The sequence below is a fragment of the Vibrio porteresiae DSM 19223 genome (assembly GCF_024347055.1).
Classification (GTDB): Bacteria; Pseudomonadota; Gammaproteobacteria; order Enterobacterales; family Vibrionaceae; genus Vibrio; species Vibrio porteresiae.
On sequence record NZ_AP024895.1, the window covers coordinates 2777472 to 2802095 of the forward strand.

Annotated in this window: 18 protein-coding genes; 9 read left to right on the top strand and 9 right to left on the bottom strand. The window is 43.0% G+C overall.

All coding sequences use genetic code 11. The features are described 5' to 3' along the window. Window positions 1-99 precede the first annotated feature (99 nt). Window positions 100-684 carry a LysE family translocator gene (locus OCV11_RS12690; protein WP_261893257.1) on the bottom strand — a complete coding sequence of 195 codons (585 nt, stop codon included), beginning with the start codon at window positions 682-684 and terminating at the stop codon, window positions 100-102. Between the two features lie 109 nt (window positions 685-793). Between OCV11_RS12690 and OCV11_RS12695 the strand changes: the two genes are divergently transcribed. Both OCV11_RS12695 and OCV11_RS12700 read left to right on the top strand, forming a co-directional pair. Then, window positions 794-1237 carry an Lrp/AsnC family transcriptional regulator gene (locus tag OCV11_RS12695; protein WP_261893258.1) on the top strand — a complete coding sequence of 148 codons (444 nt, stop codon included), beginning with the start codon at window positions 794-796 and terminating at the stop codon, window positions 1235-1237. 420 nt (window positions 1238-1657) lie between these two features. Next, window positions 1658-3169: a PTS transporter subunit EIIC gene (locus OCV11_RS12700; protein ID WP_261893260.1), complete on the top strand. Its 1512-nt coding sequence runs from the start codon at window positions 1658-1660 to the stop codon at window positions 3167-3169. Here the strand turns inward: OCV11_RS12700 and OCV11_RS12705 are convergent, their stop codons facing one another. Beyond that, the gene (locus OCV11_RS12705) at window positions 3170-4165 is read right to left on the bottom strand and encodes a LacI family DNA-binding transcriptional regulator (protein ID WP_261893262.1); all 996 of its coding nucleotides are present in this window, start codon (window positions 4163-4165) and stop codon (window positions 3170-3172) included. A 303-nt stretch (window positions 4166-4468) separates the two neighbouring features. On the opposite strand from OCV11_RS12705, the gene hipB reads away from it, so the two are divergent. Continuing rightward, window positions 4469-4717: a type II toxin-antitoxin system antitoxin HipB gene (hipB, locus tag OCV11_RS12710; protein ID WP_261893263.1), complete on the top strand. Its 249-nt coding sequence runs from the start codon at window positions 4469-4471 to the stop codon at window positions 4715-4717. Next, entirely contained in the window at window positions 4717-6042 is a 1326-nt protein-coding gene (locus OCV11_RS12715; RefSeq protein WP_261893265.1) for a type II toxin-antitoxin system HipA family toxin, read from the top strand. The genes hipB and OCV11_RS12715 overlap by 1 nt, the downstream gene beginning before the upstream one ends. A gap of 96 nt (window positions 6043-6138) precedes the next feature. Here OCV11_RS12715 and OCV11_RS12720 read toward each other — a convergent pair whose 3' ends face one another. Together OCV11_RS12720 and OCV11_RS12725 are read right to left on the bottom strand one after the other, a co-directional pair. Then, the gene (locus tag OCV11_RS12720) at window positions 6139-7827 is read right to left on the bottom strand and encodes a zinc ribbon domain-containing protein (RefSeq protein ID WP_261893266.1); all 1689 of its coding nucleotides are present in this window, start codon (window positions 7825-7827) and stop codon (window positions 6139-6141) included. 143 nt (window positions 7828-7970) lie between these two features. After that, complete coding sequence (locus tag OCV11_RS12725) at window positions 7971-9824, bottom strand: 3'-5' exonuclease (RefSeq protein WP_261893267.1); 1854 nt, start codon at window positions 9822-9824, stop codon at window positions 7971-7973. A gap of 232 nt (window positions 9825-10056) precedes the next feature. Here OCV11_RS12725 and OCV11_RS12730 point away from each other — a divergent pair, with 232 nt between their 5' ends. Together OCV11_RS12730 and OCV11_RS12735 are read left to right on the top strand one after the other, a co-directional pair. Beyond that, complete coding sequence (locus OCV11_RS12730; RefSeq protein ID WP_261893268.1) at window positions 10057-10635, top strand: class I SAM-dependent methyltransferase; 579 nt, start codon at window positions 10057-10059, stop codon at window positions 10633-10635. A 4-nt stretch (window positions 10636-10639) separates the two neighbouring features. Beyond that, a complete protein-coding gene (locus tag OCV11_RS12735) occupies window positions 10640-13081 on the top strand; it encodes a DEAD/DEAH box helicase family protein (RefSeq protein ID WP_261893269.1) in 2442 nt (813 codons plus the stop codon). 197 nt (window positions 13082-13278) lie between these two features. Here OCV11_RS12735 and OCV11_RS12740 read toward each other — a convergent pair whose 3' ends face one another. Then, window positions 13279-15003, bottom strand: a complete 1725-nt coding sequence (locus tag OCV11_RS12740) for a KAP family NTPase (protein ID WP_261893270.1) — start codon at window positions 15001-15003, stop codon at window positions 13279-13281. A 321-nt stretch (window positions 15004-15324) separates the two neighbouring features. Further along, window positions 15325-18450 carry a DUF3427 domain-containing protein gene (locus tag OCV11_RS12745; protein WP_261893271.1) on the bottom strand — a complete coding sequence of 1042 codons (3126 nt, stop codon included), beginning with the start codon at window positions 18448-18450 and terminating at the stop codon, window positions 15325-15327. A 352-nt stretch (window positions 18451-18802) separates the two neighbouring features. Here OCV11_RS12745 and OCV11_RS12750 point away from each other — a divergent pair, with 352 nt between their 5' ends. Together OCV11_RS12750 and OCV11_RS12755 are read left to right on the top strand one after the other, a co-directional pair. Continuing rightward, a complete protein-coding gene (locus OCV11_RS12750) occupies window positions 18803-19117 on the top strand; it encodes a helix-turn-helix domain-containing protein (protein ID WP_261893272.1) in 315 nt (104 codons plus the stop codon). Further along, window positions 19068-20498, top strand: coding sequence for a HipA domain-containing protein (locus tag OCV11_RS12755; RefSeq protein WP_261893273.1), 1431 nt, complete (start codon window positions 19068-19070; stop codon window positions 20496-20498). Before OCV11_RS12750 ends, OCV11_RS12755 begins: the two co-directional genes overlap by 50 nt. Window positions 20499-20562: 64 nt before the next feature. Here OCV11_RS12755 and OCV11_RS12760 read toward each other — a convergent pair whose 3' ends face one another. From OCV11_RS12760 to OCV11_RS12770, 3 genes are all read right to left on the bottom strand, one after another. Beyond that, complete coding sequence (locus OCV11_RS12760; RefSeq protein ID WP_261893274.1) at window positions 20563-20799, bottom strand: hypothetical protein; 237 nt, start codon at window positions 20797-20799, stop codon at window positions 20563-20565. 273 nt (window positions 20800-21072) lie between these two features. Then, window positions 21073-22323, bottom strand: coding sequence for an HD-GYP domain-containing protein (locus tag OCV11_RS12765; protein WP_261893275.1), 1251 nt, complete (start codon window positions 22321-22323; stop codon window positions 21073-21075). A 92-nt stretch (window positions 22324-22415) separates the two neighbouring features. Continuing rightward, window positions 22416-23309: a LysR family transcriptional regulator gene (locus tag OCV11_RS12770; protein ID WP_261893276.1), complete on the bottom strand. Its 894-nt coding sequence runs from the start codon at window positions 23307-23309 to the stop codon at window positions 22416-22418. 142 nt (window positions 23310-23451) lie between these two features. Here OCV11_RS12770 and OCV11_RS12775 point away from each other — a divergent pair, with 142 nt between their 5' ends. After that, window positions 23452-24588: an alkene reductase gene (locus OCV11_RS12775; protein ID WP_261893277.1), complete on the top strand. Its 1137-nt coding sequence runs from the start codon at window positions 23452-23454 to the stop codon at window positions 24586-24588. The last annotated feature ends 36 nt before the right edge of the window (window positions 24589-24624 follow it).

The window sequence follows — 24624 nt, forward strand, 5'->3', positions numbered from 1 at the left end:
CCTTTGAATAAGCAACAAAGGTCTCATTGTACTCATCGCGCCACACAAAAAAGGGAAACACGCCTAAAATCTCAGCAGAAGTGTGATCGCGAATGCCATTTAACCCAACATTGGCAGGGTTGAAGCCACCAGTAAGCTAGCCATTGACCAGTTAAACCAACGCACATGATGATCGTGTTTAAGAAACTGACTGATTTTCTTTCCTGCATAAACCCAACTGGAACAGCAAGGAATGTTGATCAACACAAAAGTCACTGTAATCACACCCAATCCCCATAAAGTTGCCGTAGGGTTATATAAACTGACTGCTGAAAGCGCCATCGACCAGCCCTTTGGATTCACCCATTGAAACAGCATTGCGGAGAAAAATGTCATCGGGCGATAAGCTTGCGTTTCCAATTTAGGTTTACTGCGCGCGATTTTAATTGCCAAATAGAGCAAGAAAAGAACGCTTAATACCTGCAATACTTGGTGCGCGATAGGAAAACGAGTAAACACGCCCGACATGCCAACCCCCACCAAAAACACCATTAAGCCAAACCCCAGAGCCACTCCCAGAATATGCGGAATACTGCGGGCAAATCCAATGTTCGCCCCAGAAGTCATTAACATCATGTTGTTAGGGCCAGGGGTAAAGGTAGAAACAAAAGCAAACAGAACTAATGCCAACAGCTGATCATTCATTTTTTGTCCTTAAGTAACATCATTTGATGAGCAAAAGGATACGTAGAATGCAGCGCAATTTTGTGCTTATATTGTGTTCATTAGCCTTAATTAAACAACAATATTGCCCATGGATAAATTTAACGAAAGAATCTTGCATGAGCTGCGCAAGGACGGCAGATTATCGAATGTTGAGCTAGCAGAACGCGTAGGGCTTTCTCCTTCCGCGACACTGCGCCGTGTACAAGATCTTGAACGCACAGGGGTGATCAAAGGTTATCGCGCCATACTCGATCGCGATCAGCTTAATATCGGCGTGGTCGCTTATGTCTCTGTTGGACTCAATAACCACAGCAGGCAATCGCAGCTCGCCTTTCAGCAACACATTATGGCTGTACCTGAAATTGTGGAATGTCACAACATTACCGGTATTTACGAATACCTACTGCGCATTGAAGCCCGCGATTTAAAACACTTTCAACGCATTCATGCCGATGTGCTTGGCGAATCAAAACAAGTGCGCGAACTCAATACCACCGTGGTGATGGACTCCCCAAAAGACGAAAGACAGTAAGAGCAAAATAGGCAGTTAGAGCACTCTGCCCTACGCCCATTCACACTTTTATGCGCATAAAAATGTAAAATTCCGCACTTTTCTGCGCCTAAAAAATAGACAACAGCGTTAAAACCAACGTGACCGTAAGCCGACCACGTTGGTCTTATCCTCTAGTGGGGATAATTGAATCGTTATCCCCACTAGAGGATAAAGTTCTAAAAGAACAATAAAATGGACTTTTAGATTTCAACATCCACTTACCCAGTTAAAAGTTCATTTAAGTGAACTTTTAACCTCGATGAACATAAAAAAGCACCACATTCCTCAATAATCCTGCGAAGTAAAACGTTTTTCCTCCGGTTAACTCCTTGTTATGAAGGTATAAACTAGGTCTTATACCAAACACAGTGTTCATCGTGCTTCAATTAAAGGATTAATATGGCCAATTTAGTTAAAACACTTTCCACCTCGGTATCCAAACTGTCATTAATAGGTCGAGCTTTGATGCTTCCTATTTCTCTTCTCCCTGCTGCTGGGCTGTTGCTCGCTTTGGGAGACAAGTTTGGTATTGATTTAATGATGCAAGCAGGTGGCGTTATTTTTGATAACTTGCCGCTTCTGTTTGCTATCGGCTCTGCCGTTGGTCTGGCGGGTGAGTCAGGTATCGCAGCCCTTTCGGCAGCGGTATCGATTCTAATCATCAACTCAACCATCAGTTCGCTCCTGCACATTACTCCAGAAATGGCATCAAGCGGCGGAAAATACGCCATGGTACTTGGGATACCAACCCTCCAGATGGGGGTATTTGGTGGCCTCATTTCAGGGATTCTCGCAGCAGTTTGCTACCAGAAATTTCATGATATGAAGCTTCCCGAATTTTTAGGGTTCTTTGCAGGAAAACGATTTGTTGCTATCTCGACAGCAGCCTTTTCTTTCGTTTTGGGATTGATACTGCCCTATGTTTGGGTTTACGTCCAAAATGGCATCGATGCGTTATCACAAATCGTTAATGGCGATAATCAGGCTCTCTCAACCTTCATTTTTGGCTTTGTCGAACGAGCGCTGATTCCACTCGGCTTACACCATGTATGGTATCCGTCATTCTGGTTCTCTTTTGGGGAATACATCGGTCCAAATGGCACAGTGACCACTGGCGATCAGACTATTTGGTTCAAAATGCTTTCTGATGGGGTGAAATCGTTCTCCACCAACACCTACAACGATGCGGGTAAGTTCATGCAAGGCGAATTCCCATTAATGCTGTTTGCATTACCTGCTGCTTGCCTTGCTATGTATCATGAAGCCCACACTCGCAATAAAAAGATTGCTGCGGGTATTCTATTTTCAGCCGCATTAACCTGCTTCATAACCGGCATTACCGAACCCGTTGAGTTCACGTTTATCTTCGTTGCGCCTGTGCTATACGTTTTCAATGCGATTATGGCAGGCTTGTCCTACATGACGATGTACCTCATGGGGGCACACATTGCTAAATCATTCTCAGCCGGACTGATTGACTATATTTCTTTTGGGATCATGCCGTCGTTTAATGGCTTTCAGACACATTGGATTAACGCGATCATCATCGGCATCCCAATGGGGTTGATCTATTACTTTGTGTTTAGAGTGGTCATCCGTAAATTTGATGTCAAAACACCAGGCAGAACCGAAAGCACTAACTCAGTCGATAACCTAGACGATCAAGCGTTAGCCAATAACGTTATTGAAGCGATTGGTGGGTTAACCAATATACACAGCTCAACTGCTTGTATCACCCGTTTACGACTTGAAGTGAATGATAAAAACGAAGTAAGCAAAGAGCAGCTAAGCCAACTCGGCGCTCAAGGCGTTGTTTATGTCGGTGACGTCGGCATTCAAGTCGTGCTTGGTGCTAGGGCTCAATTCATTTCCAACATCATTGAGCAAAAAATGCAGCCCCAGCCTAAGTGATTAAATAAGGGTTGAATTAATCAGCATTTTTTCAATCGGTGAATGTGGCCGTTCTATCTTAGCCAACATGCGTAACGCAGCTGACTGCCCCACCGAATACAAATCGGTTTGAACAGTCATAATGCCTAAATCGCTAAATGAAGATGCACCATATTCACCAATACTGATCAAAGCCACGTGGTCATCTAAGACGTGGCTTTGTCCTATATTTTTACCAAGTCGATTCATTAAGTTCATCACAGCTAATGCGACGTCAGCATCGTGGCAAACCACTGCTGAGACTTGAGCATGCTGACTAAACAGCGAATGCAGAGTTTGCTCAAGATGTTGGTTGTTATCCTCAACGACCAAAATGGATTTACTCAGGCCATTGGATTTCAACGCCAATTCATACCCAGCAATACGCTCATTCCGACAAGCGGTTCCCTTTACTCCACCAACATAAGCAATTCGGCGGTGACCTTGTTGGATTAAATGCTCGGTGGCACAAAAACTGGCTTGGCTATTGTTTATCGCAACACTGTCTATCGTTTCAGCAATATCATGATCGGCAATGCACACCATCGGCACCGAATTCTCTAAATCAAGTTGATAAAGGTTTAAGGTGTTATTCACACTCGCAAACAAAATGCCATCGACGCCTTTTTCTTGCAGCGTCTTAAGCTTTAAGTGAAAGAGAGAATCTTGATACTGGCACTGAGTGAGAAACAGCATGTAGCCACGCTCTTCCAACGTGTTACTGATTCCAGCGATTAACTGATTGGGCATATGGCTATCAATGCCGTTAACGATCAAGCCAATAGTGCGACTGTATTGATTTCTCAAATTGGCTGCCGTTTGATTACGGGTGTAACCTAACGCTTCTACTGCTTGCAGCACTTTTTGGGCTGTCTCTGCAGAGATCTTTCCTTTATTACTCAATACATGGGACACCGTCGTAACGGATACCCCCACATATTTCGCCACATCCTTAATCGTAATCTTGGGGTTTGACATGGAATGGTCCATTTCCAATATAAAAAAGCAAAGACGCTATCTTACTCTTTAGCCCACGGTGTTCAAACCGAAGGTTCATTTAGTTGGAAAAACCCAACTCAGGCTCCCCCACCATAATGACTGGTATTACCTAACCTACTGAATAGGAATCTATTAACAGTGCAACAGTATTTACTCTTGCAGCTCAATTTATCCCCTATAGGGTATAAATTACTTATTATCCCCACTAAGGGATAAAACCTTGCTTATCCCCATTAGGGGATATATATTTTATGCAACTTGGAATTTGGTAAGGACCGTTTCATGATTTATAGCCCGCAACAATTGGCCAATCAATTAAAGCTTATTCGCACTAAACATTCTCTGAGCCAATCTGAGCTTGCTGAAAAAGTGGGAATAAAGCAGTCCACCTTATCCAATTTTGAAAATCACCCAGACACCACGCAGTTAAAAACGGTCTTCAAAATCATTCAGGCATTGGAACTGCAACTCACTGTCAGTGAAAAAGAGCAAGCTTACGTCATCAAAGATCCTTCTGGTGAGGTGTGGTAATGGCTTCTCTCAATGCCTACATGAATGGATTACTGGTTGGCGAGTTAATCAAATTACCCAACGGAGCACATCAGTTTCAATACGATAAAGCGTGGGTAGATTCGCCCATGGGGCGTCCACTTTCCTTGTCTCTGCCGTTAAGTTATTCAAAGCATACCTCAGATAAGGTCATCAATTATTTTGATAACTTATTGCCGGATAGAACTGAGATTCGTGATCGTATCGTAACTCGATATCAAACACCTTCACGCCAAGCATTTGACCTACTCTGTGCCGTTGGTAAAGACAGTGTCGGCGCAATATCGCTGATGACACCAGATAGCCAGCCTAATGTTCAACGGCTTGATTTTGAGCTGCTAAGTAAAGAGAAATTACAACGCGTCCTTATTTCTTATCAGTCCAGCATTCCCCTAGGCATGCTGGAAGATGAAGACGATTTCCGCATTTCAGTTGCCGGCGCTCAAGAAAAAACAGCACTGTTAAAAATGGATGGACAATGGTGCATCCCTCAAGGCTCCACCCCAACGTCTCACATCGTCAAATTGCCTATCGGTGAAATCAAACAGCCAAGTGCAACGTTGGATATGAGCGATAGTGTCGAGAACGAGTATTTATGCCTACAACTGGCAAGAGAAATGGGATTTGACGTTCCAGATGCAGAAATCATCCACTGTGATGAGGTAAAAGCCATCGCAATCAAGCGATTTGATCGCCGCTGGTCTAATGATAAAACGTGGCTATTACGAATTCCTCAAGAAGATATGTGCCAAGCATCTGGGTTATCGTCATCGATAAAATATGAAGCCGATGGCGGACCCTCGATAAAAGATATCATGAACTTACTGATGGGATCATCGAAGGCGCTAGCAGACCGAGAAGCGTTTATGCGCTTTCAAGTATTCCAATGGATTATTGGTGCAACCGATGGTCATGCCAAAAACTTTTCAATATTTATTGAGCCTCAAGGTGGCTACCACCTCACTCCTTTTTACGACATTATCTCAGCCTATACAGTGCTGGGTGGTAAAGGATTAAACATTCGCTCGTTAAAACTCGCCATGGGATTAAAAGCATCAAAAGGGAAAAAATACCGTTTAGATAAGATCCAACCTCGACACTTTCTTGCCACCGCAGAAGAGTGTGGTTTTAGTAAACAGAAGATGACTGAGATTCTTGAAGAATTTGCGACTGAGTTTCCTAAAGCGGTTGAGCGAGTAAAACACAATCTCCCAGTAGATTTTCCAAAACACGTCTCAGAGGCCATTTTCAGCCACTCGCTGAAAATGGTAAAGAAGTCGGGGCTTGTAAATAAAGAGGCTGAGTAACAGCATCTAATAACAAGTTAACTTAAAAACATCCCCCTTTGTACATCAAAGAGGGATGTCCGATAGAAATAATGAAAGCCGTGCTGCGCTTTTACCTCACCCCAGCACCTCAAGCTTACTGCGCAAGTTCTCTAGTGAAGCTTCGAACTGAGCGATTCGTCCTTGTAACGGCTTCATGATGTTTCGGCGTTGGCGGCTATTTCGCATGCCGTTGAGTGGCGCTTTAATCCACACAAAAGCGTTAAACAACACACAAGCACCAGCAGCGAGCATCGATATAGGTGAAAGGCCAGCCATACCGCATCCGATAGCAGCGATAACAAACAGTGCATTCCATCCCCACCAAGCAGCACTACCACGGTTATCTGAGTAGGTTTCTAACCCATTAAAATGGAACACTTTGTCTTTGGTGATGTTATAGAAATACTCAAAGGAGTAATGGTTCTCTTCAGCAAATCGAATATCACTGTCGGCCGCTGCAATCCAATCCCCCACATCGATATCACCTAAGATTTGCTCTTGAACACTCAAGGTGTAAGTGTCGCCATTCACCAACTCTAGTTTTATCTTGCCGCGTAAATCTGAGCTACGAGAACGAAAGCGACTCTCTTTGGTTTGATGGGTCGAATGTGAATAATAGCCACCGCGATAATGCTGAGTCTCGGTCGTGGTAGTCGTTACCGTGGTGATATCACTGACCGAGTTTTTCACATCCGTCGCAATCACTTTGCCGAGCATAAATTCGTTGGTCACTTTCGCCTCGCGATCGGCGGTTAGCACATGACGATGTAAGTATTTACTATCAGTTTGAAACAAATATTGTTCTGAAAGGTGAGCGTACACTTCAGAGACCGAAAAGCGCGCATTCACCTCTGGTGTTTCACTCACCATAAGTTCATTTTCACCGCTTCCTTGCGCTTGATTTTGATGAGAAAGCAAAGGCGCTTCGACGATCATTTGGCTCGCTCCACAGTGAAAACAGAAATGAGCGTCATCCGGTAAACGGGTATTACAAGAGATGCAGATAACGTCCGATTTTTGTGGTACCCGAGCAATATTGGTATAGCCAAGTTGATAGCGATGAATCCCCAACAGCTGCTGGAACGACATATTCAACGCGTCATGTTTCTTGATCGCCTTTGCAAACTTGGTTTTATTGCGGCTCATCTCTAACAGCAGCATTGCCACAGCGGCCACGGCACTGATAGCGAAAATCGTGTTCGTTGGCATACGCTGATAGTTAAACAGGTAAAAAGCGACTAAAGCACCAAGCACCAACCAAAGCCAAGCTGTTTTCTTTTGTGGCCTTGGATAAATGTTTTCTACGGTATAAGTCTGCCCTTCTTCTTTATGCACCACAACACAAGGCACCGCGGCGTTATCTTTCACAAAGCGCTTCGCTTCTTTGCCCTGCACTTTATGATACAAAGTCATCTCAGTTGGATAATAGAGCGTGAGAATATCCCCACGGCCAATCGATTGAGTGTATTGCGACTCTGCAGAAATCGACGTTTCTACGATTTGTTCATCGCTAGTGCGTAACTTAATCCACCAAAAAGCGTATTCCACATCATGGTTAGAACCACGCGAACGGCGTTTATAGTAACGCGAATCCAGCACCTGACCGGTTACCGCACGAGCATTAGGATAATAAGCCTTCACTTCTTTTAAGATATTAGGATCAACCTCATCGACCCCAACACACTTAGGGACAAACTCAAGTTGCTCGCCACAATCTGCGCAGTAGCGATCACCAAAATAGACAGTACTTTGACAATGTTGCATTCACTTTCCTTCTGTTTTAACCAACCGCGCCTGAACTATCAGGTTGCGTATTAAGGGAAGAACAGAATAAAAGCGAATCGTGAGAATGGGATATTGTAAGCTTATAAAACGCCGCTACCTATTTACCTTACAAATAGAGAAATTTACCCTAAAGCCTCTTCCAATTTTTCACTCAAAATATTCTGCCGATGATAAGTCGACAGCAAGTGATGAGTTGCTCTCGTAAATCCAACATAAAGGATACGTGCGGTATTAACTTCCTCATCCTTATCTTTTGGCAAATAACTACTGTCCATCATAACAACAGTATCAAATTCCAATCCTTTACTACTACGAACAGGAATAAGGCTAACTTGAGCCGAACTAGGATCATATTTTTTCTTAAACTCAGGAGTCGCTAGCCATTGATGAGCGACTCCATGTTGTTTAAGAACACTCGCCATTACTTTGCCTGACTCATGAGTCGGATAGAGTATGGCAATATCATGTAGAGAGCGACCGTTGTTCTGCCAATGCAATATACAACGTAAGATGAAGTTCACTTCATCGTGGAGACTTTCGAATCGTTTCAACACAGGCTCATCACCTGAATTACCAGCACCTTCCGGTTTGATGAGGGGAATATTTTCATGCTTAAAACCATCAAAATAGGACTGAGCAAATTTATAGGAGAATTCCAATATTTCTCGCGTGTTTCGATAGTTCAAACGCAATATCGTTGTACGGCCTTGAGCCTGTATTCCTGCACTTGCTAAAGAGAAATTAAGTGCGTTTTTCTTCTTATAAATTGACTGGGCATCATCGTATAGAAGTAATAAAGAATTGGTCGTTGGGTCGACCATTTTAGTGACAAGCGTTAACCATTCGGCCTCAAAGTCATGGCCTTCATCAATTAAAACAGCGCCGTATTGTCCAGCAGGAATTAGCCCTTTATTTACACCATGAATTACAGATTCAACATTTAATTCAAACACTTGCTTCTTATCATCTTTCAATCTATCAACGTTGTAGGTTTTAAGTTGCTGCCCACACCAATCGTGAAAATGATAAACCTGAACTTTATTACCAATGCCTTTCTCACTGATGAATGTTCGTAATTTAGCAGCGAGTGTGATGTTATAGCACAAGACCAAAATAGGTTTATTCAGCATTTCAGACAAATGAAGACATCGATATCCAAGAATAAGTGTTTTACCTGAACCCGCGACACCGTGAATGACCCGATGCCCCTCCCCCAAACTGCGAGCCAGTTGCTCCTGTTGAATATCCATAATTTTCACAATATCCGGAATGGCCTCGGATACTGTGATATCACTACTCTCAGTTTCCTCTTCCTCAAAGAGAAAGCCTTGCTGATGAGCAATGCGTATTTCCGGATATAAATGCCAACGAATTCTATCTATCTGTGGCAGGGTCAAAACATAATCGAATTGATAGTTAAACATCCCCCATAGCCTTGATTGAAAAGCTTCTGCATCCATGGTTTCTGTCATTTCATCACGACAAATAACTAAGTGACTCTGCAGTACACTTTCTTGAGCATCAAGAGGAATTGCGTCATCTAATTGTTTACGCGTAATAAAAGGAAACACCACTCCATATCCATAAGGGAAGCAAAGTTTGCCCTCATAATTGGCCTTATTGGAAAGCAATTGCGGATCTTTAACCAGCTTATTTATTACCGTATAAGCACACTGCCTAACCTGCTCGAGTGGATTCGATAAGGTTTTAATTCCATCACTGGTGAGCAATTCTACGTATTTCGAGTTAAAGGAAAATATGTTATCAATTTTCCAATCTTTCACTTCAAGAAATAGCAAACCACGTTGGGGGTGAAGAATAATAAAATCAGGGTAGCGGCGTTGTCTGCCAACTGGAATATCGAACCAACATAGATAGTCATCTTCAAGCAATGACTCCAAACGCCTTGCTAGACGCTTCTCTCCTGCTTCCATTTTGGATAGGCAAGAATTTAAAGAGGGAATGAGTTCAGCCATAGCATTGTCGGAAATAGAGGTCTATATCCGCATTAAAGCGACAAATCTTGGAAAACCAAACCGATATTGCTATGAAAGTTGATCCATATCTCACCATTGTAAAGAAACGTCAAGTCCTTTATTCCTAGGCTGTTTTAAAAGCAACATGCTTATAATTTTTAGCGTAATACCTATTAATTTATGAAGTTATTTCCTGTATCTTTAGCCGTACCAGATATGTGTGAATTTGAGTATGAACCCGAACTACTACAACCAAAACGCCCAAGAGTTTTTCGACAACACTGTTGCTGTGGATATGTCTTCGTTATATCAAGCGTTTGAAGCCCATTTACCTAAGCATGCGCACGTGGTGGATGCAGGGTGTGGTTCGGGGCGAGATACCGGTTATTTTCTAAGCCAAGGCTACAACGTCACCTCATTTGATGCATCAAAAGAGATGGCTAAACTCGCCAGTGAACACACGGGTCATGCTATCTCGCACAGTACTTTTCTTGATTTTCAGTTACCGCCAGAAAGCCAACATGGTATTTGGGCCTGTGCCACCCTTTTGCATGTTCCGCAACATGACTTAGAAAAAACCTTCGCTCATTTAGCTACTTGGCTTAAGCCTAATGGCATTCTCTATTGCTCATTTAAATATGGCGACGGTGAAGTGGAACGTGGTGGCCGCCAGTTTACCAACCTCACCGAATCCTCATTAAAACAAGTAATCAGCGGATTGGGATTAGAGGTGAAAGAGCTTTGGGTCACCCATGATCTCAGAGCTGGCAGAGCTGATGAAAAATGGCTGAATGCCATCTTGGTGAAGTAATCCTATGCCAACGTCACTACTTACTCTCGACCACGACATTCTCACTACGGGTGATAACGATCCGTTATTAACTCAGCTTTTGCACGCCATCAATCACGCAAGCGAAATCGAAATTGCCGTGTCGTTTATTCGTCAATCGGGCTTTGAGCTAATCAAACAAGCATTACTGGATGTGCTAGAGAACAAGCGTCATCATTCGTTGAAACTGCGTATTCTTACGTCTGATTATCTCGGCATTACCGAACCTGTTGCTCTACGTGGTTTGCTCGCTCTTGAAGGCGATGATGTTCAAATCAAAGTGTTTGAGACAGATAAGCAAAGCTTTCACATGAAATCGTATCTGTTTGTGCGCACTAATGAGCAAGGCATTGTCACTGAAGGCTCGGCTTTTATTGGTTCAAATAACATCAGTCGGCCAGCGCTGACCAATGCCCATGAATGGACACTGCGTTACGATTATAAGGCCAATAGTGATAGCCATACTCAGCAGCAATTTTTTAATATTCGTCAGAAGTTTAATGCGATTTTTGAGCATCCTAATGCTAATACTTTGAGTGATGAGTGGATTGATGCCTACATTCCTCGTCGCCAACAACCTGCGCTTAAAGACATCACTCTCGCTGTAACTGAAGAAGAAATCACAGAATACTGGCCTAACCTAGCCCAAGAAGAAGCGCTCACAGCTCTGAATACTACGCGTTTAAACGGTTATGAGCGTGGCTTAGTCGTGATGGGCACAGGCATGGGCAAAACCTTTCTCGCTGCCTTTGATGCTCAGCAGATGAAAGCAAAACGTTTGTTGTTTATTGCTCATCGCGAAGAAATTCTTTCCCAAGCATTAAGCACCTTTGCCAAAGTACATCCCGATAAATCATCGGGTTACTATCACGGCAAAGCAAAAGAGGCGGAGAAAGATCTGCTATTTGCTTCAGTGCAAACCATCGGCAAAGAGTCGCATCTGAGTCAGTTCGCGCCAGATCATTTTGATTATGTGGTGATCGATGAATTTCATCATGCCAGCGCATCGACCTATCAAAACGTGTTGAACTACTTTGAACCAAAATTCTTATTGGGGTTAACCGCAACACCAGAGCGAACCGACCAAGCCAACATCTTGGCGCTGTGTCATAACAACTTGGTCTTTGAGCGTAACTTGGTGCATGGCATCGACGAGAAGATTCTGGTGCCATTTCACTACTACGGGATTTGGGATGAAAGTGTCGATTACCAAGCCATCCCGTGGCGTAACGGCAAGTTTGATCCTGAAGCCTTAGAGAACCAATTCGCTACGCAAAAAAGAGCGGCGCATATCTTCAAGCATTGGCAAATTCACCAGCAGCAACGCACCTTGGCGTTTTGTATGTCGAAACGTCACGCTGACTACATGGCAGACTATTTCAACACGCATTTTGCTCAGCAAAACAAAAAGGCGATTGCGGTCTACAGCGGCTCAAAAGTTCTCCGTAATGAAGCATTAACTCAGCTCGATAATGGCGACATCGACGTTATTTTCTCCGTCGACCTATTTAATGAAGGAACGGACTTACCTTCTATTGATACCGTTATGATGCTGCGCCCCACCGAATCCAATATTGTGTTCTTGCAACAACTTGGCCGTGGTTTACGCCGCCATCAAGATAAAACGCATCTCGTGGTGGTCGACTTTATCGGTAACCACAATAGCTTTTTCAGCAAACAAAGCTGGCTTGGCATTGATATTAAAAATGCCAAAGGTGGCGAACAGATTGACCGCCCTGCTCCAGAATTAGGCGAAGGCACCTATATCAATATCGACCCACAAGCCGTGGACTTTTGGCAACGCTTAGCAAGACAATTACGTACAAGCGCTAAAGAAGATTTTGCCGCTCTCGCCGCCTATTTAGGCCACCGCCCGAGCGCATCGGAGTTCTATATCGCCAACAAAGAAGACCGCTTTGCTAAGGTCAATAAACAGCACGGCAGTTGGTGTGAATTGGTCGCCGAAATGAGTGACGATGCTTTACTCCAAGAAGTCGTGACTGAACACCGAGATTTTCTGTTCTACGCTGTGCAAACTACCAGCTTAACCAAATCCTTCAAAGCTATTTTGCTGGAAGCGTTTCTCAGCTTAGATGGTTTCCTTAATCCACCCACCGTGGATGCACTCTGTCAACGCAGCAGAAAGATCATCGATGGTTATCCAAGCATTAAGCAAAAAGACTTTACAGGCAAAGAGGCACAAGTCGCCATTGCCGATACCACGGGCGTTAAATGGCAAAAATATTGGGAGAAAAACCCAGTGCATTTTTCCATGCAAGCCGACAAGAAAACCAACATCGCTTGGTTTACGCAAGTGGATGAACGCTACCAAGCAAACTTTGCGGTGAAAGAACAGCATGTGGAGTTATTGAGTCAATTGGTGAAAGAACTAGTGGATTATCGGTTGGTTGGGTATTTGGGGGAGTGATGATATTTGTAAATTAAAGACGGGTACATCTCTAAATCGTTTCTGCCCTTAGTGTGTTTCGACAGCTAATTCGCCAAAGAATATGATTTGGAATTTGATCTAATATTTCCTTATATCAACAAAATACCTATAGCGCTCGAAACTTTCCATACAGTAAATTATCAGGCTGAAAAATCAGCCTGATATTAATATCAGTTTTATAGATTAAATTTGCTTAACCTTGCTTTGTTTAGGTCGCTTAAATCGCCAATTTCTAGTAATGCTTGTTTAGTATTCTTCATTAAATCTTCATTGCTACCTGCAAGCATTAAACAGGCTCTAATATTTTTGGTTAATTCTTTTCCATTAAAAGAAAGGAATAGTTTTTTTAGTTCATCAGAAGATAGTTTTGCTAGCTGAACTACATCTTTTCGATCATATGACCGTTTATCACTTAGGCGAATGAGGATTTGTTCTGGTGTCTCCTGTTTTTCACCTTGTTCAAACGCTTTTTTGAGAGCATCAACATATTCTTTGTCATTGATGCCAAAAAAGTTTAAATCAGTATTTTCTACATTGAAGCGCTCGCGATTCTTTTCATTTCTAGTTATGTAGAGATTGATCATTTCAGTCACTTTCTCATCTTGCTTGAGCTTCCTAAGCAACGAAATCGCTTGGCTGTATTGAGACAAAGTTGCAGTTTCTACTGCTTCTGTCATACCTTTAACAAAAGCATCTACTACTTCATTAGCGTTATCTAAGAATGAGCCATGGTAAAGTTCCCAAGCAGCATCGAGGCCAGTTGCTTGATTTATTATATTGATTTCATTCTGCTTAGCATCACAAATTGCTACCAAGCTCTCTTTGTCGATATAACCCTTTTCAATGCTATCCAATAGAACCTTAACAATTGGATCAAAGCTAGGGTAATTTAGGCTATTGAGCTTATCTTTCCAAATTGTAGAACGAGTTTTTTGACTTTCTTTTTCTTCTTCAATCATTGCAGCAATGGCCAATACATCATCATTTACATACGTTTCATTAAGTTTCTTCACAAAATTTAAACTGGGTATTTTATATTTATCAGAGCTGTGGCAATAGTGGCACCAACATAGAATAATAATGGATTGAATTATTTCTTCTTTAATGTGTTTGTCGTAGTCAGTAGTAACAGACAAAGCAGTATCGATGTGCATTCTTATTTTTTTTAGCACTCTAATGTTCCGAATATCTAATCGGTCACAAACAGCTTTTATTTGTTCGAGGTGCTCATCATTAGCTTTTGCGCAAAGTTTCGTAGAAATATCAAAACAGTATTTTGTGCTCGGTTCATAGTGTAGTTGCTTATCGACAATTTTCTCTTTGTACTGTTGGTACTCTTCTAGATCATGTGAGTCTTCATTCAGTAGAATTACGATCTTGCATTTTTTCTGTTCTTTGAGGAATGAGACTAAGCCTAAGAAATCGCGGAGAGATAATGACTTGCTATGGCGCTCGATGTCATCAAAACAAATTAGAGTCTCAGTAAGTAAAGCAGATGCCACGGAGTCGAAAATTTTGTCAACAGATGAACCTAAACCTTTCAGTACGAAATTAGCCCCTGCACCAGACAAGTCTTTCACAATATTTGATGATTTTCGTCCGTATTGTTTACCAAGTGCTTTGTAGTTTTTTTTGATGGACTCTAAGTCGGTTTTTTCACCCAAAACTTTAGGATCAATTGAGTTTTCGAACACAGTTCGTTTTATGTCATCGACAGATTTGACGCCAAATAGACTGACGTACGAATACTTATTTTGAGGTACTATCGTTTTGTTCTCTTCTATACTATTTTTCCATATATGAGTCTTACCAATACCCCATCGTCCTTGGATAGCTAATACTTGAGGCTCTTCACTTTTTAGGAAATCTAAAATTTGTTCTTTTACCAAACTTACCGACATTTCATCACCTTAACGAACTGTTTACTTAGCACTCTATTAGAGTATCAAAAGAATATGATGAACTATATCGAACTAGTTTCATTTTAAATATTCACTTAGGTAGGATTTCAAAGAGCCTTTGTATTAATTGAGTGAATTGGAGAGGTTGATCTGCACCATTAATGCTGAAAAAAACATCAAGTGCCTTGCCATACCTAAAGTAATTTGTGGGTTGCTAACTTAGTAAAGCTACGAAAACAGTTATGTCAAAAAGTAAGTTAACCCTTTAATGACCGCACACTTATGCTCTCTGCGATGATAGTAGTGGACCGCTTAAGTCCACTACCCCATTGCCAACTTAGCAGCCTGCTGCCACATAAAGTTTGGCATTGGGGTGTGTAGTTCCCATGTGATATTCATAGGCTGCGATCCGGTGTGGGAGACGTAGCTGACTTCCCCAAAGTTCACAAAGCCCATAGTTCTGCCGTATTCGTCTTTACTTTGCTCTCGTACGAAAAGAAATAGGCGCTTACCGATGCTCTGGTGTTCGATGTACTCTTTGCCTCGGCCGCGATCGGGGCGTGAACTGTTTTGTGATTGCCAGTGGAACAACTGTTCGTTAATCGCGTAATCGTGGTACATAGTGGTCGGTGAAAACTGCTTTTCGTTCTTATCAAGGGTGACAAACATCAGTTCGATATTGCGGTCTTTGAGAACAAAAATCCCCTCTCGTGCTGGCGGCTGATAATCAAACGTTGTGGCACCAAATCCCACTAAAATCTGCTCTCGGGCATAACGTGCGTGGAGTTTAAGTGGTACATCCACTAGCGTTGGCATAGCGGGTTGTTCATGCTTGGTTTGGGCTAATTGTTGGTTCAGCACATCCACTAACTCTTGTTTAAAGTCGAACGCTTTTAATGCTTGCAGGCTTTCTTTCAGCGTTGCAAATCCAACTTTAGAACCGGGTTGTTGCCAAAAGTCGTAATGGCACATCAAAGCATAATGAGCGTCACCATCCGCCAGCTCAAATTCGTTCAAACACAAATGACGCATTGAGAGCAGATACTCACGATCATCACAGGTCAGCACGCGAGTCTTGATGCCATTAACAATGTGTTTGGGTAATGCGGTGACATCGTTATCAAACGCTTTATTGACCAAGTTGGTCCAAGCATCTCGTTTGTAGAGATCGTGAATATCGACCTGTGGGTTCAATCTTAAGAAGTTGCCCAAGGTAAGCGGCAAATCGGAGTTCATGGAGAACTGGCGAATCATGGTTTGCAAACGCTTAGCGGTTAAAATTGCCTGCTGAATATTGCGCAGCACCATCTCTTGGGTCTGTTTGGTTAACTCGATTCGACAACCCAAAGGCGCATGAGGAAAGCCCTGTTTGATTTCATCGCCAATCGCGCGATTACTCTTGCCAATCAAGGCGTGGAATTTATTGGCAAAATCGTATTCGGGACGAGAGTTACCAACAAAGTCGAGTACGGTACAGCACTCTTTCTCATCGGATAAACGCAAACCACGCCCAAGTTGCTGGAGGAAAATCGTCAAACTTTCGGTTGGGCGCAAAAAGAGCAAGGTATCCACTTCGGGGATATCGACCCCTTCGTTGAAAATATCGACCACACACAATACGTTAATCATGCCGGAGCGAATCGCTTGCTGCTTTTGTTGCCGCTCTTGACTGTTTTTACTGGTCAGCACATCCGCTTTAATTCCCTTGAGGATAAATTGCTGCGCCATAAACTCAGCGTGCTCTTGGCTCACACAAAACGCCAAGGCTTTCATGCAGCTGAGATCAGTAATGAGCTCCTGCATGCTTTGCATAATCTTATTTAGGCGGTTGTGGTTATGGGTATAAAGATTGGTCAGTTCAGCAATTTCATAACGCCCACGCGACCAAGAAATAGTGCGCAAATCGGTATCATCATCGATGCCGAAATATTGAAATGGACACAGATGCCTGCGGTTAATCGCTTCAGGTAAGCGAATTTCAGCGGCAATCACGCCACCAAAATCTTGCAAAATATCGCCACCATCATGACGCTCTGGGGTTGCCGTTAGCCCAAGTAAAATCTGCGGCGTGAAGTGATTTAATACGCTGCGATAACTACTCGCGGCAATGTGGTGCACTTCATCTATCACGATGTAATCGTAAAAGTCAGCTGTGAGTCTTAGCTGTTCCAACTGATTGTTTAACGTTTGAATGGAGACAAACAGCTGACGATAGTGATCCGGTGTATGACTACCGACCCAAAGTTCACCAAAACTGCCATTGCGTAACACGCCACGATAAGCGGCGCGGGCTTGTTTTAAAATCTCTTCACGATGGGCAACAAACAAGAAGGTGGCATTGGGCTTTTGCTTCGCGAATCGCGCAAAATCGAATGCCGAGATTAAAGTTTTCCCTGTGCCTGTTGCTGCGACAACAAGGTTGCGAAAACGCTGATGTATTTCGCGCTCAACACTTAGCTGTTCGAGAATGTCGCTTTGGTGCGCAAAAGGCTTGATATCAAAGAAGTGCGTTGGCTCATCACCGCCCTCGCCTCGTTGCTGCTTTAATGCTTGCTTGAGTTTGACGCAACTGCTGGCATCACCATTGAAGGTCTCAAATTCATTAGAAGCCCAATAGGTTTCAAAGGTGCTCAATGATTTTTGAATGATATGGGGAATTTCTTGCGCGGTGATTTTTAAGTTCCACTCTAAACCATTGGTAAGCGCAGAGCGGGACAAGTTAGAAGAACCGATATAACCGGTATGAAAGCCTGTATCACGTAAGAATAAATAGCTCTTGGCGTGCAGACGCTCACGGTCGCTGTTGTAACTCAGCTTCACTTCGGTATTGGGTAAACTTGCCAAGTATTCGACCGCTTTGGCATCCGTTGCGCCCATATACGAAGTGGTGATCACTTTGAGCTGTTTACCGCTGTGGGTAAATTCTTCCAGCTCTTTACGAAAAATCCGAATGCCCGCCCATTTGATAAAAGAGACCAACCAATAGATTTTATCGGCGGAGCGAATTTCTCGTTTCAGCTCCGATTCCAAAGATAACCCAGCGTTACTACCACTAAACAGTTCGCTTTGAGTTAACCCCGTTAATGGCGTGATCTCTTCAACGTACTTTTGCAGCTCAGCCGCAACGGGATTGTCCAAGTCATACAATGCCGTGAGGATTTTTCCTTGGCTATGGATGAGGTTGTCTTCAAAGAAACCATCATCTGCAACTTGGTCTTTAAACCATAGAATCAGTTGGTTAGAAAGCTCGATCTGCTTTTGCAGTTGGTCTTCACCAGAAGGAACCGCACCGATGGCGAATTCGAGAATATGCGTCAGAAATCGGGATAGCCAAACCGTGGCTTCTGCACTGGTGAGTTCTCGCTCCCCAACATAGAAATGGTCTCGGTCTAACTGGCTGTTTATCAACTGAGTGATCAGTTGTTCGTATATCCCTAACTGCTGCATCTGATTCCGTTTTTCTCTGTTGGCAATAGTGGGATTATACGGGGATTATTTAAATCATGTGCAACCAATTTAACTCATTATGTGCACTGCATTTTTGTCTAATTTCGAACAGAGCACCGTCACGGAGTTCCCTCAAAGAAGGAAGGTACAGTTCGAGTAAAAATCAACCGCCATTATTTTAAAAGTCTATTAAAATGAACTTTAATGAGTTATCTTGACTTACAAGTCTAAAATACCATTAAAATTCACTTTTGTAGTTGTGTGACGTATTTTTCTATAAAAGTACATTAAAATGGTATTTTGTCGTTTATCTTTACACACAGAGTTTAAAATATCATTAGAGTAGACTTTTATGAGTGAAACATCGTTTAGAAAGGGAAAACAGATCAAAGCGACATCTCTGCCAGATCTCAATAGTTCATTTAGCCCAGAACTGTTAGCACAGTGCATCACGGCAAAACGAACTCAATTGAAACTAAGAATTGTCGATGTGGCTGACGCACTTTCTCTCTCTAAACAAACCGTTGTGAAGATTGAAAAAGGTGATCCAAAAGTCAATTTCATCAACATACTGAAGGTGATGGAATACCTCGGAATATCGTTCCAACTGATTACCGATGATGCGTCAAGCGTTGCTGGAGATGAGAATAATGATGAGTGGTTCTAAGCGAATGACACTTGATGTTTATATGGGTGGAAAACAAAAAATAGCAACTATCGCGATATCAACCGGCGATGAGTCAGACATTCAGTGGGAATATGAACCTTCTTGGATTAAAACGGGCTTTCCGATTTCACCTTATATTCCTTTTGATGCCAAACCTAGCGCGCGTGCAGTAAGAAATTATCTGCAAAATTTGCTGCCTGAAGGTAAAGGGCTTGAAGACATCACAACGAATACAACCGTTTCAAAGAACAACACGTTTGGACTCATCAGAATCATTGGTGAAGAAACATCTGGGGCACTATCGTTTCTATCAACCAGTGAACACTCGAAACAAACCTCTTTTAGAACAATTTCCAATGATGAATTGGGTGAAAAGCTCGCAAGCCTAACTCATACAGGTGATTCCATTACCTATTGGGACGGACAAACTCGACTTTCTGTTGCGGGAGTACAAGATAAACTCAACTTGCTTTGCATTGAAGACCAATTTGGCTTTGGTGAGGGTGAACTGTGTTCAAATAAAATATTTAAATTTGAAACGGGTAAAGCCCCTTTTATTGCCATTAACGAATTCTTCACCATGCGCCTAGCTCAATTGAGTGGTATTGAGACTCCCCATGTTTCTCTAGCTCAGTTTGGAGCGACACGGACATTTATTATTGATCGGTTTGATCGCCATTATTCTCCTGAAAATCATCGGGTTTTGAGACGTCATGTGATTGATGGATGCCAAGCCAGCAATTTGCCACCCTCTTACAAATATGAGCGTCAATTTGGCGATGAAGGTGATGGTAAATTCATGCGTGATGGCGTCTCTTTCCGTCAACTGTTTCAGATTAAAACAACGAATCAACCTTCGTACCACCTAAAACTCATCCAGTGGATGACCTTTAATTTGCTCGTCAGAAACTATGATGCTCATGGTAAGAACATCAGTTACTTTGTAGGTAAAAACGGCTTAACCGTTACGCCATTTTATGACTTAGTGAATATTGAAGCGATCATTCGAGAAGCAAACCGTCAAGCAGGAAGAGAACTAAAAGAAGATCGTTCCAACAGTATTTCACGTCACTATGCAATGTCGATTGGTGAATACGAACCTGCTACAGAAGGTAATTTTAGCAATCCCATCACCGCCTATATGTTGGCGGACTTTGCTTTAACTTTCGAAATTTCTTTGCCTCGTTTGCAGTTAACTATGACAAAAATGACCCAATCAGTCATAGACTCGATTCAAGCAGCAAAAGCCGCAGCCTATGAGTATTCGCTAGACGAGTCAGAGAAAAAACATATCGACCTTTGTATAGACGTAATTCAAGAATCTGCTGAACAGTTGATGCTTGAAATCGAACAAATTACACATATGGAAGACTTGTTATAAGGCATCGTTTGAGTAGATTGAGCACGTTAGTTAAATCAACGTATTACCGATGCAAAGATGGCTGTTAATCAAACAACTTCTTGGGTGGAATAAGCCATGCTGGTGGCTGTGCTAGGTGCTTATTTTGGCGTGCTTCGTTCGCCATTGCGGTTTTGATGGTGTTGTCGATCTCGGGTAGGGAGATGACTTGATCAGAGATACTGAGGGTATTGTCTTGCTGCTCATAGCTAAGCGTGATTGAACTTGTAAAGCAACCAACCACAGTAAACAAAATGAATAATTTACGAGCTTTTAGGAGCACGTTTACACCTTTCCCTGAACATGAGCAACATAACTGCGGATCAGCTCTATGTCTTAGCAAGGGCGAAACCGGAGATGCGAATAATAACTAACTATTTAGGGCTAGACTATCAGGTAGATTTTGCCTGCTCCATACCTGAAAACAGGTAGCATCCGTAATTAGTTCCAAAAATCAGCGATTTAATTTATATATTTATCACTAAAACACCCTTTAACTTTGTTAAAAAAATCTAGAGTAAATTGCCTAGCGCATGTGAGTGAGTCAATTTGTCCCTTAGGCGGCGATATTTCCAACAGCAATATCGTAACAAGTCTGTTGATGGTGGTTCACAAACTCAACAATGGTGTGATCAAGTTTTCCTGATTCCACCATTTCCTCCAAAATACTCATAATTTTATCGATGCTCATGCCTTCGCGATAAGGTCGTATTTGGGCGAGCGCTTGAAATACGTCACTCACCGCGATGATTCTCGCTTCCATCGAAAGGTTGGAGCCACTTTTATGAAATGGATAGCCATGACCGTTCATCCCTTCATGATGGGAAGCTGCCCATTGGGCAATCTCTTCAAGGCCATGAATATGATGCAAGATTTCGAAGGTTTCATAGCTATGCTGAAACATCACTGCCTGCTCTTCAGGAGTGAGCTTGCCCGGCTTATCGAGAATTTCATCGGGGATTTTCAGTTTACCGATGTCGTGCAATAGCGCGGCTATTTCTACCTTTTTACACTGCTCTTCGCCCATGCCGTATTGCTGGGCGATGTAAAGCGATAACGCGCCCACCCGCAAGGAGTGTTCGGCAGTAAACGGACTTTTTTGGTCCACAATATAGGCCATGATTTGCGAAAGCTGTTTAAGCTCATCTAACGACAAACTTTGCTGGTTAGAGCACCTTTGTGTCATCTCCCACGTAAAGTGATGGATGTGGTTGTCTTGCAGCATGATCCAAAAGGCTTCCGATTCCGCCAGTTTGATATAGGCTTGAACCAATTCGAAATCAAAATAGCGGGAAGCTTGATGGCAAATCTCTGCGGTAATTTCCATACGAGCCAACAAGATATCGCTGCCATAATGGGATGCCCCTAACACATCGACGCGATCAGCCAAGAAGACAAGATTTGCCATCATGGCATCACGACCAAAGATATCCGCTTGTTCTAGCTGAGGGTAAGGCGTGTGATGGTACAAAATCGGTACAGCAAACTGCGCGAGCGGAGGAAACTCTTTAAGCAGTTCATAACCAATTTTGCAGTGCTCTTGGGCATGGTCCCAATCAAACTCTGAGACCAATTTTTTGTGAGTGGCATTGGTTGATACACCGATATCATGCAACATGCCCAGTTCAAAAGCGTATTCCACATCCGTATCGCTAAGGCCCAACTGTTTCGCGATGCATGAGGCAATATAACCCACGCGTTTGCCGTGGTTGATGTCATCCACCCCCACCAGCGAAACTGCGGTTTCTATCGCCAATATCAAATCACGACGCTTGACTTGAAAAGCGCTTGGTGACGTCACTGTCATAGCATTCACTCCATCTAACCATTCTTTTGATAAGCATAGAGTTGTTTTAGTATCAACTAATGTTATGAGTCACAAATTGAGAAATCATGACGTTATTCGCTACAAACTTCTCTTAACTTTGCCAATACCCATTGATGAATTTGGCTTTGTTCTGTTCTTGTATGCCAAGCCGCGATGACCTCAAATTTTGGGGTATTAATATCAATATTTAGCGGTTTCACCTTCGGATTCGGTAACAAACGAGATGGATAAAACGCAATCATATCGGTGGTGTAAAGAATATCGGGAGCAGCTTTAAAACTCGGAATAGACATAACAATGTTGCGTTTTAATCCCTGCTTGGCAAACCACTCGTCATGAGAACCTTTTAAGTTCGCTTTAGAAGGAGAAATAACCAACTGTGGCAAAGCTGCAATATCGGCAATAGATAACGATTGATCTTGCATGGGAGATTCCACACTGGCTACGCAGATATGCTGCTCATCAAATAGTACAAACCTTTTAATGTAGTCAGGCACAAACGGGGGAAAAGTTAAGGCGAAATCAAGCTCTCCCGACGTGAGTAAGGGGCCGACATTATCAGATTCAAAATCAGTGATGATGATTTTTAATAAAGGCGCTTCCTTGCGTACCGCTTTGAGAAACTGCGGTAGCAGGGCGTCAATCGCATAATCTGTCGCACTGATAGTAATGACGCCTTCATACAAGCTGGGGGTAAATTCATGTAAGGTCAATAATGATTCCATATCACTCAGAATAGAGCTGACTCGGCGGCCAAGCTCTATCGCTAAGGGAGTTGGAACCATAGTATTCCCTTGCCTGACAAAGAGTTCATCATTAAAAAGTGCCCGTAACTTTCGCAACTGTTCACTAATGGCTTGCTGAGTTAAGCCCATTTGTGCGGCAACTCGTGAAAGATTTCTTTCGATCAAAAGAGCCTCTAGCACTCGTAACTGTTTGATGTCGAGCCGTTGGATACCACTCATATTTGTAACCTAAACAAAAAAGTCTTGTTTCAAATTGTACATAAACTTTCTTAAGCTGCACCTCCTATTGGAAATAGACCCTTTTTAACGAGATGAATCGACAAGGATGGATGGTTTACTCACATTAACGAGCACCATTGTAATGAGTGAAAAAACCTTATTTGATACCATCACCCTCGGTGATAACGTACTGAAAAATCGCATTGTTCTTCCCCCGCTAACCCGTTCTCGCAGCTCTCAGCCGGGAAACATCCCTAACGCGATGATGCAGCTTTACTATCAACAACGCTCTAGTGCTGGTTTTATGGTGACCGAAGGTACGCAGATTGAACCTCGAGGCCAAGGTTATGCTTGGACACCCGGTATCCACTCTCAAGAACAGATCGAAGGATGGAAATCAGTCACACAAGCGGTGCACCAAGAAGGTGGCGTTATTTTTTGTCAGTTATGGCATGTTGGACGTGTGTCCCACAATAATCTGCAACCGAATAATCAAGCGCCTGTCGCGCCCTCCGCTATCGCCACCGACGCGGTTAAAGTGTTTATTGAAACGGGTCCTGGCGAAGGTATGTTGACTGAACCTAGCCAGCCTCGCGCATTAGAAACACACGAAGTAAAAGAACTTGTCGAGCTCTATGCCCAAGCGGCACGTAATGCGATGGAAGCGGGTTTTGATGGGGTTGAACTGCATTGTGCTAATGGATATTTGGTGAACCAGTTTATTTCTGAGCACAGCAACCATCGCACCGATCAATACGGTGGATCTCTTGAGAATCGTCTGCGCTTTCTAACAGAAATTGTGGCTGCCGTATCCAACGCAGTGGGAGCGAACAAGTTAGGCGTGCGTTTTGCACCTTTGTTTGAAAGTACGACTGAAGATCGTGTGTATCTCGGTTTGGTTGAGCAAAACCCTCTTGAAACCTATGTTGCAGCGATCAAGGTTCTTGAAAACGCAGGGATTGCTTACCTATCTATTGCCGAAGCCGATTGGGATAACGCGCCAGACTTGCCAGAGGTTTTTTATCAAGCAGCACGTTCAACCTTCAGCGGCCGTATTATTTACGCAGGTCGTTACACGCAAGAGAAAGCACAGCGGATGCTAGACAATAACTACGGTGATCTGTTCGGTTTTGGTCGTCCGTTTATTGCTAATCCAGATCTCCCTGAGCGCCTGCGCAATAACTGGTCGTTGAATCCAGTCGATCCAACCAGTATGTATGGCGGTACTGATGTGGGTTACGTTGACTACCCGACTTATGAAATGAGTGATGTAAAGTAGCGCGAAAGGTTTAACGCCACTTTGAATATCGAGACG

Excerpts from the sequence above, each read along its gene's own strand:
- OCV11_RS12775 (WP_261893277.1), top strand. The coding sequence starts at position 23,452 with ATGAGTGAAAAAACCTTATTTGATACCATCACCCTCGGTGATAACGTA.
- OCV11_RS12750 (WP_261893272.1), top strand. The coding sequence starts at position 18,803 with ATGAGTGAAACATCGTTTAGAAAGGGAAAACAGATCAAAGCGACATCT.
- OCV11_RS12755 (WP_261893273.1), top strand. The coding sequence starts at position 19,068 with ATGATGCGTCAAGCGTTGCTGGAGATGAGAATAATGATGAGTGGTTCT.
- OCV11_RS12715 (WP_261893265.1), top strand. The coding sequence starts at position 4,717 with ATGGCTTCTCTCAATGCCTACATGAATGGATTACTGGTTGGCGAGTTA.
- OCV11_RS12740 (WP_261893270.1), bottom strand. The coding sequence starts at position 15,003 with ATGTCGGTAAGTTTGGTAAAAGAACAAATTTTAGATTTCCTAAAAAGT.
- OCV11_RS12765 (WP_261893275.1), bottom strand. The coding sequence starts at position 22,323 with ATGACAGTGACGTCACCAAGCGCTTTTCAAGTCAAGCGTCGTGATTTG.
- OCV11_RS12705 (WP_261893262.1), bottom strand. The coding sequence starts at position 4,165 with ATGTCAAACCCCAAGATTACGATTAAGGATGTGGCGAAATATGTGGGG.
- OCV11_RS12700 (WP_261893260.1), top strand. The coding sequence starts at position 1,658 with ATGGCCAATTTAGTTAAAACACTTTCCACCTCGGTATCCAAACTGTCA.
- OCV11_RS12690 (WP_261893257.1), bottom strand. The coding sequence starts at position 684 with ATGAATGATCAGCTGTTGGCATTAGTTCTGTTTGCTTTTGTTTCTACC.
- OCV11_RS12695 (WP_261893258.1), top strand. The coding sequence starts at position 794 with ATGGATAAATTTAACGAAAGAATCTTGCATGAGCTGCGCAAGGACGGC.
- OCV11_RS12735 (WP_261893269.1), top strand. The coding sequence starts at position 10,640 with ATGCCAACGTCACTACTTACTCTCGACCACGACATTCTCACTACGGGT.
- hipB (WP_261893263.1), top strand. The coding sequence starts at position 4,469 with ATGATTTATAGCCCGCAACAATTGGCCAATCAATTAAAGCTTATTCGC.
- OCV11_RS12720 (WP_261893266.1), bottom strand. The coding sequence starts at position 7,827 with ATGCAACATTGTCAAAGTACTGTCTATTTTGGTGATCGCTACTGCGCA.
- OCV11_RS12770 (WP_261893276.1), bottom strand. The coding sequence starts at position 23,309 with ATGAGTGGTATCCAACGGCTCGACATCAAACAGTTACGAGTGCTAGAG.
- OCV11_RS12725 (WP_261893267.1), bottom strand. The coding sequence starts at position 9,824 with ATGGCTGAACTCATTCCCTCTTTAAATTCTTGCCTATCCAAAATGGAA.
- OCV11_RS12745 (WP_261893271.1), bottom strand. The coding sequence starts at position 18,450 with ATGCAGCAGTTAGGGATATACGAACAACTGATCACTCAGTTGATAAAC.
- OCV11_RS12730 (WP_261893268.1), top strand. The coding sequence starts at position 10,057 with ATGAACCCGAACTACTACAACCAAAACGCCCAAGAGTTTTTCGACAAC.